The 6,424-nt window shown below is 62.7% G+C and carries 10 protein-coding genes; 9 read left to right on the forward strand and 1 reads right to left on the reverse strand.

Annotated features, from left to right (window positions below; translation table 11 throughout):
• The first annotated feature begins 1 nt into the window (after position 1).
• The 9 genes from V2I08_RS18460 to V2I08_RS18500 all read left to right on the forward strand — a co-directional run bounded on the left by V2I08_RS18460 (position 2) and on the right by V2I08_RS18500 (position 5,971).
• Positions 2-178, forward strand: a complete 177-nt coding sequence (locus tag V2I08_RS18460) for a hypothetical protein (RefSeq protein ID WP_349636299.1) — start codon at positions 2-4, stop codon at positions 176-178.
• Between the two features lie 53 nt (positions 179-231).
• Complete coding sequence (locus V2I08_RS18465; RefSeq protein WP_349636300.1) at positions 232-696, forward strand: hypothetical protein; 465 nt, start codon at positions 232-234, stop codon at positions 694-696.
• Between the two features lie 75 nt (positions 697-771).
• A complete protein-coding gene (locus V2I08_RS18470; RefSeq protein WP_349636301.1) occupies positions 772-1,419 on the forward strand; it encodes a hypothetical protein in 648 nt (215 codons plus the stop codon).
• Positions 1,420-1,431: 12 nt separating this feature from the next.
• Complete coding sequence (locus V2I08_RS18475; RefSeq protein WP_349636302.1) at positions 1,432-1,893, forward strand: hypothetical protein; 462 nt, start codon at positions 1,432-1,434, stop codon at positions 1,891-1,893.
• A complete protein-coding gene (locus V2I08_RS18480) occupies positions 1,874-2,419 on the forward strand; it encodes a hypothetical protein (protein WP_349636303.1) in 546 nt (181 codons plus the stop codon). Before V2I08_RS18475 ends, V2I08_RS18480 begins: the two co-directional genes overlap by 20 nt.
• 156 nt (positions 2,420-2,575) lie before the next feature.
• Complete coding sequence (locus V2I08_RS18485; RefSeq protein ID WP_349636304.1) at positions 2,576-4,063, forward strand: DUF3560 domain-containing protein; 1,488 nt, start codon at positions 2,576-2,578, stop codon at positions 4,061-4,063.
• Positions 4,060-4,776 (forward strand): methyltransferase type 11, encoded by a 717-nt coding sequence (locus tag V2I08_RS18490; RefSeq protein ID WP_349636305.1) that lies wholly within the window; start codon positions 4,060-4,062, stop codon positions 4,774-4,776. Before V2I08_RS18485 ends, V2I08_RS18490 begins: the two co-directional genes overlap by 4 nt.
• Before the next feature lie 29 nt (positions 4,777-4,805).
• Positions 4,806-5,312: a hypothetical protein gene (locus V2I08_RS18495; RefSeq protein WP_349636306.1), complete on the forward strand. Its 507-nt coding sequence runs from the start codon at positions 4,806-4,808 to the stop codon at positions 5,310-5,312.
• Between the two features lie 68 nt (positions 5,313-5,380).
• The gene (locus V2I08_RS18500; protein ID WP_349636308.1) at positions 5,381-5,971 is read left to right on the forward strand and encodes a hypothetical protein; all 591 of its coding nucleotides are present in this window, start codon (positions 5,381-5,383) and stop codon (positions 5,969-5,971) included.
• Between the two features lie 58 nt (positions 5,972-6,029).
• On the opposite strand, the gene V2I08_RS18505 is transcribed toward V2I08_RS18500, so the two are convergent.
• Entirely contained in the window at positions 6,030-6,344 is a 315-nt protein-coding gene (locus V2I08_RS18505) for a hypothetical protein (RefSeq protein WP_349636307.1), read from the reverse strand.
• Positions 6,345-6,424: the final 80 nt, after the last annotated feature.

The raw sequence follows: 6,424 nt of genomic DNA on the forward strand, positions 1-6,424 counted from the left end.
TATGGCTGATCACACGCGATCCGCGCATCTCGCGCTGCTGGCGCGCGCCAAGACCGCCCTGGCACCCCATGCCGGGGCATCCGGTGACATTGCCGACACCATTGCCGATCTCGACGCCGCCATGGGACGGATCAACCAGATGCCAATTCCCTGGGGCCTTCTGTCCATCTCGCCATAATCAGCCATGGTCACGGGACCAATGTCGCCGCCGCCGTCAGCCACAAGGGGCTGGTGGAACAGGTGGCGGTCTTCTGTCGATCGCGATGGGGTGAGATCAACGACAGCCGTGATCCCGACCGCGTCGACGATCCCGCTGTGGTGCGCGACTATTTCAATCTTCACCCCGAAGACCAGCTCCTCAGCCGCATGGAGTGGATCGAACCGGAAGTCGGTTATGATCGCGAGCGCCTTGAGATCGGAAACTATCTCGCCATGTCATCGTGCCATGTTTCATGGCCGACGACCGCGATGATCGACGAGTGGATGACACGCGAACCGTCCGACCGTCCCTTGAGCATCGCCGATACGCATTATGGCTGGCTTATATGCACCATTGCGTCCTCGTTCGGCGACCCATCCGCGATTCCGGCCGACCTCACCGATACGCTGACATTCGCGCAAGAAAAGGGTTGCGACTACCTGATCCTGGATCGCGATGCCGCCGCGACCGACCGGCTGCCACATTTCGAGTGGTGACCACCTGACGGGAGGGAAGGGGGGAGGGGATTTGGGCGGGCGTGAAGATGCGTCCGGACCCCAGGAGAAATCCCCATGTCCTATGACCTGGCCTTTCGGCACCAGCAGGCGCTCGACCCTTCGGCGCTTCCTACCCTGGCAACCGCCCTCTACGCGCTCAATGCCGCGATCGAGGACTGCCGCAACGCCGGGCGACCGCAAGACAGCGATCCGGCCGTCATCCTGCTCGCACGCCACCTCGGCACCATCGCCTCGGAGATCGAGGACTCCGATGTCGAACTTCGACGTGCCTGCATCGACGCCATCGCCGATATTCGGCGCAAGCCCGCACTGATCGCGCTGGCCCACAAGGGCGTCGCCTATGACGAACCCGCGAAGAAGCTGTTCCACAGCGACGGTCGCAAGGCATTGCGCGCGCTGGCCGACGCGCTCGGCCTCGCTGAAGACAGTTACGATATTCGTTCGAACCGTGGGGGCATCGCCGTAAGCGGTGAAGTGATCCTCCACGGCGTGAGCATCTACGTGCAGCTCAGCCTCGGCGCGATGGGTTTCAGCCGCGAAGTGATGTTCCGCAAGGTTGCCGGCCGCAAGGACTATGTCGGCGATCGCAACAACTGGGCATCGGTCGACGAGCTGGTCCAGCCGGTGCGATTTGCGGCGCGCATCTGCCGCGAACTGCATCTTCCCCGCTCCGACGCTGCGGCAACGCTGCTGGTCGCCTGAAGGAGATCCACCATGGACATCATCGTCGCCCGTTCCCGCATTGCGGGGACGCTGCCTCACTATGTCTATCGCGCGCTGGTGCCCGCCGACACGGTATCCGCCGAACGCCGGGCGCTTGCCGGTACCGTTGCCGGCCCGAAAAGCGTCGGGCGCGTCCCATGCGTTCGCATAGCCCAGCTGCTGGCGCCCGTGCGCTATTTTGCGATGGAACATGCCGAGCGAGGCGGGCTTGCTCCCCGCATCGGTCTCCTCGCGCGCCGGATCGAGACACTGATCATCCGAGCCAATTTCCCCGAGATGACCGCAGGCTCGCTGCCCATCGTGTTCCAGCTCGATGATGACCCCGGCGATGCGTTCACCTGGATCAATATTGACGATCTTACGGACGCTTTCGACCGTCTCGAACCCGATTTCGACATCCTCACCGCCTTCGATCTCGGACTTCGCGACGCCGATGGCCGCCGCGCCGCGTGACGCCGGGCGCCCAACTTCCCTCACCCCGAACCGGAGAATCCATGTCATGACCGTTATCGGACACAATTTGATCCGCAGGGTCGAAAGCTTCGACGGCTATGAAATCCTCGCCCATCCGCTTCCCAGCCGCGACGACCGCGTCTTCCATCGCGGTGAATTCGAAGCCTCACGCGTCTCGGTCACCTATGCCTCCCATGATGTGCGGATTGCCCGACCGACGGGCACCGGGAGCAGAGGCCGACTTGCAATCCTGATGCACCATGGCGGTGGCCGTCATGTTCTCGAATTCTACGAAAGCGCGTTGCCGATCGCTTCGGCGCTGCTCGCCCTTCCGGAGCGGGAGCAATATGCCCTTGCCTATACGCTCTTCGAGCAGGCGGACGAATGCGCCGACGGCGCCCGCGCCGCCGAAGCAAGGCGATGGGCCGATGCGTTCGTGGACGGCCGCATTCGCAAACGCCGCAGCGGCGGCAAGCGCTATGTCCATATCGAAACTCCGGACGAAAAGACGCTTCGGCTTTCCTAGCCCTGCCTGAAGTTCGGGTTCCCGCCCGACCAGTTCGCCGGCTCGCCGCCAGGCGATCGCTCAGACCCTCAAGCCATCAGCCGCGCCGATCTCCCATCGGCGTGATGCACCGATTTGCCCCCGGCACATGACCGCCGCCCCTTGAAAGGACGATCAATGACCAGCTTCACCGCAACATATAGCCCCGAGGACAACAAGATCCGCCTCTATGCGTCGTCGCATCTCGACGCCGAGACCTATGCACGGGTCAAGGAGGCTGGCTTCCAATGGGCCCCGAAGCAGGAGCTTTTCGTCGCTCCGAAATGGACCCCGCAGCGTGAGGATCTGGCCGTCGAACTCGCCGGCGAGATCGAAGCCGAAGAGATGACGCTCGCCGAACGCGCCGCGATCAAGGCCGAACGTCTCGATGACCTCGCACATAAACGCCATGCCGAAGCCAATTCCTTCGCCCGCCGCGCCGACGAGCTCTCGCAGGCCTTCCATATGGGCCAGCCCATCCTTGTCGGTCATCATAGCGAGCGCGGCGCGCGCAAGACGCAAGAGCGCATGCATTCGGCCATGAGCGCCTCGAGCGACGCCGAGAAGGCCGCGACTTACTGGCTCTACCGCGCCACCGGTGTCGAGCGCTTCGCCAATATGAAGAGCGATCCGCGCACCCGTGCCAACCGGATCAAGGCGCTGCTGGCCGAGCTTCGGGACCTGCAACGGGGTATCAATACGGCGCATGCGGCGCTGGCGATTTGGGATCTCTTCACGACCGACGAACAAATTCGCCATGCGCTCGGTAACATGGATACGCGCAAGACATGGTCGAACTACGATCTCTACTACAAGGTCGACAAAGGCGAGATCACGCCGGCGGACGCCCGGCAATCGTGCATCGAAGGGGCAACCCTCGCGGTCAATGGCCCCATCCGTCGCCGCTGGATCGAGCATGTTCTGAACCGTCTGGCATTCGAGCGTTCCATGCTCGGCGACATCCCGCGGTACGACGGTGAGCTTACGCCGGTCATCATCCAGGCGTTCGCACGCGAGCAGGGCGCCGAAGGCCCGAAATGCACAGTGCCCCATGCAGGGGTTTTCCGACTTGAAAGCCCGGTTCCGCTTCCCGCCCACATCGCCCCGGAAGCCTCGCTCGCCTTGAACGAGGATGGCTGGCGCGATCTGATGCAGGCCAGCGGCTACACCGTGCCCGCCAGAACGGCGCGCCGTGTCTCGGCCAAACCCGACGCCGTGCCGCTGATCAATCCGTCACAGGAACAGGCCGACCAACTGCAGACGATATGGAACCTGCATATGGTCGCGGCCTGCAAGGGCAAGCACAGCGCGGCCAAGCCCAACTCGATCTATTCGACGACCCAGGCCACCTATTCGGCCAATTCGAAGGGGGATTACGCCCCTTTCAAGACGATCGAGATCGCCGCCGACGGCCGCCGCGTGCGGATGGAATGGCAAAGACAGGAACGCGTGCGCTCCGGCGAACCGGTCGCCCGCATCCGTATTTCGACGATCGGTGCCGAGTTCTACAAGACCGACGCGCTTCTTGTCATCACCGACAAGCCGACCAAGCCGCTGCCGATCGAGCTCGACACCCTCGATGCAGCCGCGCGCCAGGCGGCCGGCGAGGAGGAGGAGGCGGCATGAAACCGGGCGTTTACACGCGGCCCGCCAGGCCGATGCGGATCACGGTGAAGTCGCGGCCCGGTTTCGCAAATGTCGAGATCGCGCGAGCGCCCGAGATCATCGCCGTCGATAGTGCCACCGAATGCCATGTGACGCCGCCGGATGTCGCGGCGCGCATGGTGCGCTATCTTGGCGAAGTCGGCGACTATCTGACCCTCGAGCCAAGCGCCGGGACCGGTAATCTCTCGCGGGCCCTGATCGAAAGCGGGCACAGCCGCTACGAACTTGTCCAGGTCGAACGCCATATCAAGCTTGCAGCCCAGCTTCACCGGTTCGGGACCGTGATCAACCGCTGTTTCCTCGAATATGCCGTCGAGGTGCGCGGGAAAGTCCAGTTTCCCCGTGTCATCATGAACCCGCCGTTCCGCGGCGTGCGCAAGCATATCGCGGCGGCTCGCGACCTGATGGGCCCCAATGGACATGGCGAGGCGCCGACGCTGGTCGCGGTCGTGCCGATCACCTTTCAGACCGACGACATGGAGACGCTCGAGCACCTGCCCGACGACACGTTCGCCACCGCGAAGGTGCGGTCCAAGATCATCCGCATTCGCTCCGACCCGCATCCGACGGACTCCGGACGAAAACGGTGGTCCTTTGAACCGTCGCCGATCGCACACAGCGCGATCTCGACCGTGAATCTTGCTGGCCCAGGCTCCGATCAGATCGCCGCCTGATCTTTTCCCCAAGCGAAAGGACTTGCATCATGCAGGACTCCAATTGCGCCTTCGCGCTCGAAACCGCGGCGTGCCTCTGGGAAGCGGTGCTGTCCCTGCGAGACCATCCTGTCACCAATCCGGCCGACATCGAACGCGCGTTGCTCATCCGTGAATCCTGCAACGCTATCGGCACCGCCGCCCTGCGCATGACCGTCATCGGCTGGACCGATGCCGTTGACGCGGCTTGGGCCAGCGTCGCCGACGGGTATCTCGGATGCTTCGACTGGGATTTCGTTCCCGACTGGATCATCCGTCATGTCGACTGGTCCGACCCGTGCCACCCCTTGTTTCGACAGGAGCCTGGCCATTCCCGCGAGCAAGCGGACGAGACCGGAGGGGAGAAAGCCGGGGATGGTTGCGACGAGGATGTCGCTGCAAATCCGGAGGCCTTCATGACCTTTCCTACCACGATCAAGACCACAGTCGGTCAGTCCCTGATCACCAAAATTGGACGATTTTCAATGGAAGCGTTTCCGACTGCCTGGCCGAGATAATCCAGAACAGCAGGCGTGCCGGTGCGACCCGGATCGATATTGCCAGGATCGAGAAGAACGACCGTCCGGTGCTCCGCATTCGCGACGACGGGCGCGGCATTGCCGAGCCGGCCAGGTTCCTGACGCTCGGCGATTCCGGGTGGAACGAGGACATTGCCCGCGCGGAGGATCCGGCCGGCATGGGCGTGTTCAGTCTGGTGGGCCGCCACGTCACCGTGCGTTCCCACGCGGCCGAACTGGGTGCGGCCTGGCAGGTGACCATCACGCCCGACGCATGGGAAAGCGGCAAGCTCCTCGATCTTATCCCCTCCTCCCTCGGCCAGGGCACCGAAATCGAGATCGACTTGCCGGAAAGCTGGGCAAGCGCGCTCGAACAGGCGGTGAAGGACGTCGCGCGCTTCTGCCCAGTGCCAATCTGGTTCGGTGACAACAGGCAGCTCCAGGAGGATTTCCTGCGAGAAGCGAAACGGGTCGAGGAATGGAAGGGCTGCCGCATCGGCATCTTCGTCGACGAATATCATCTGAACCGCGAAAAGGTCCGGATCAACTTCCACGGTCTGACCGTGCCTTGCCGCCTGCCGCATATCCATGACGCCGATGGCGGTCGCGGCTGGTCTGCGGAGAATCGATTAGCTCATATGGAGGTGGCGGTTTCATGAGGCTTTGAGGCCATATCGGGAACCATAAATCTCATTCGGAGAATCGATTCTCGATTCTTCAAGGCCGTTTGAGAATCGATAAGTGATTCCGAGGCTGATTTTCTATGCTGTAGCCCAGCGCGCGGTATCCAACCTGCCGTTTCGCGGCCATGCGCGAGAGCATGGGAACCGCATCATCGACATAGTCATAAACCTGTACGTCGGTTTTCCCTGCATGCCGACGATGCATGCGGCCGACATATTGCGCGAGAGTGCCTTTCCAGGAGATTGGCATCGTCAGGAACGGCGTGTCGAGGCGATCATCGTCGAACCCTTCGCCGATATATCTGCCCGTCGCGAGAATGAGGCGTTCCTCGCCATAGGGCACCTGCAACGCAGCTGGACACCCGCAAAAACTCTGGCGGATTTAGGTTATTCGTGATTCATTGATTGGGTAGCCATTGGAGGTGACGA

It is taken from the genome of Sphingobium sp. MK2, assembly GCF_040170545.1.
Lineage (GTDB): Bacteria > Pseudomonadota > Alphaproteobacteria > Sphingomonadales > Sphingomonadaceae > Sphingobium.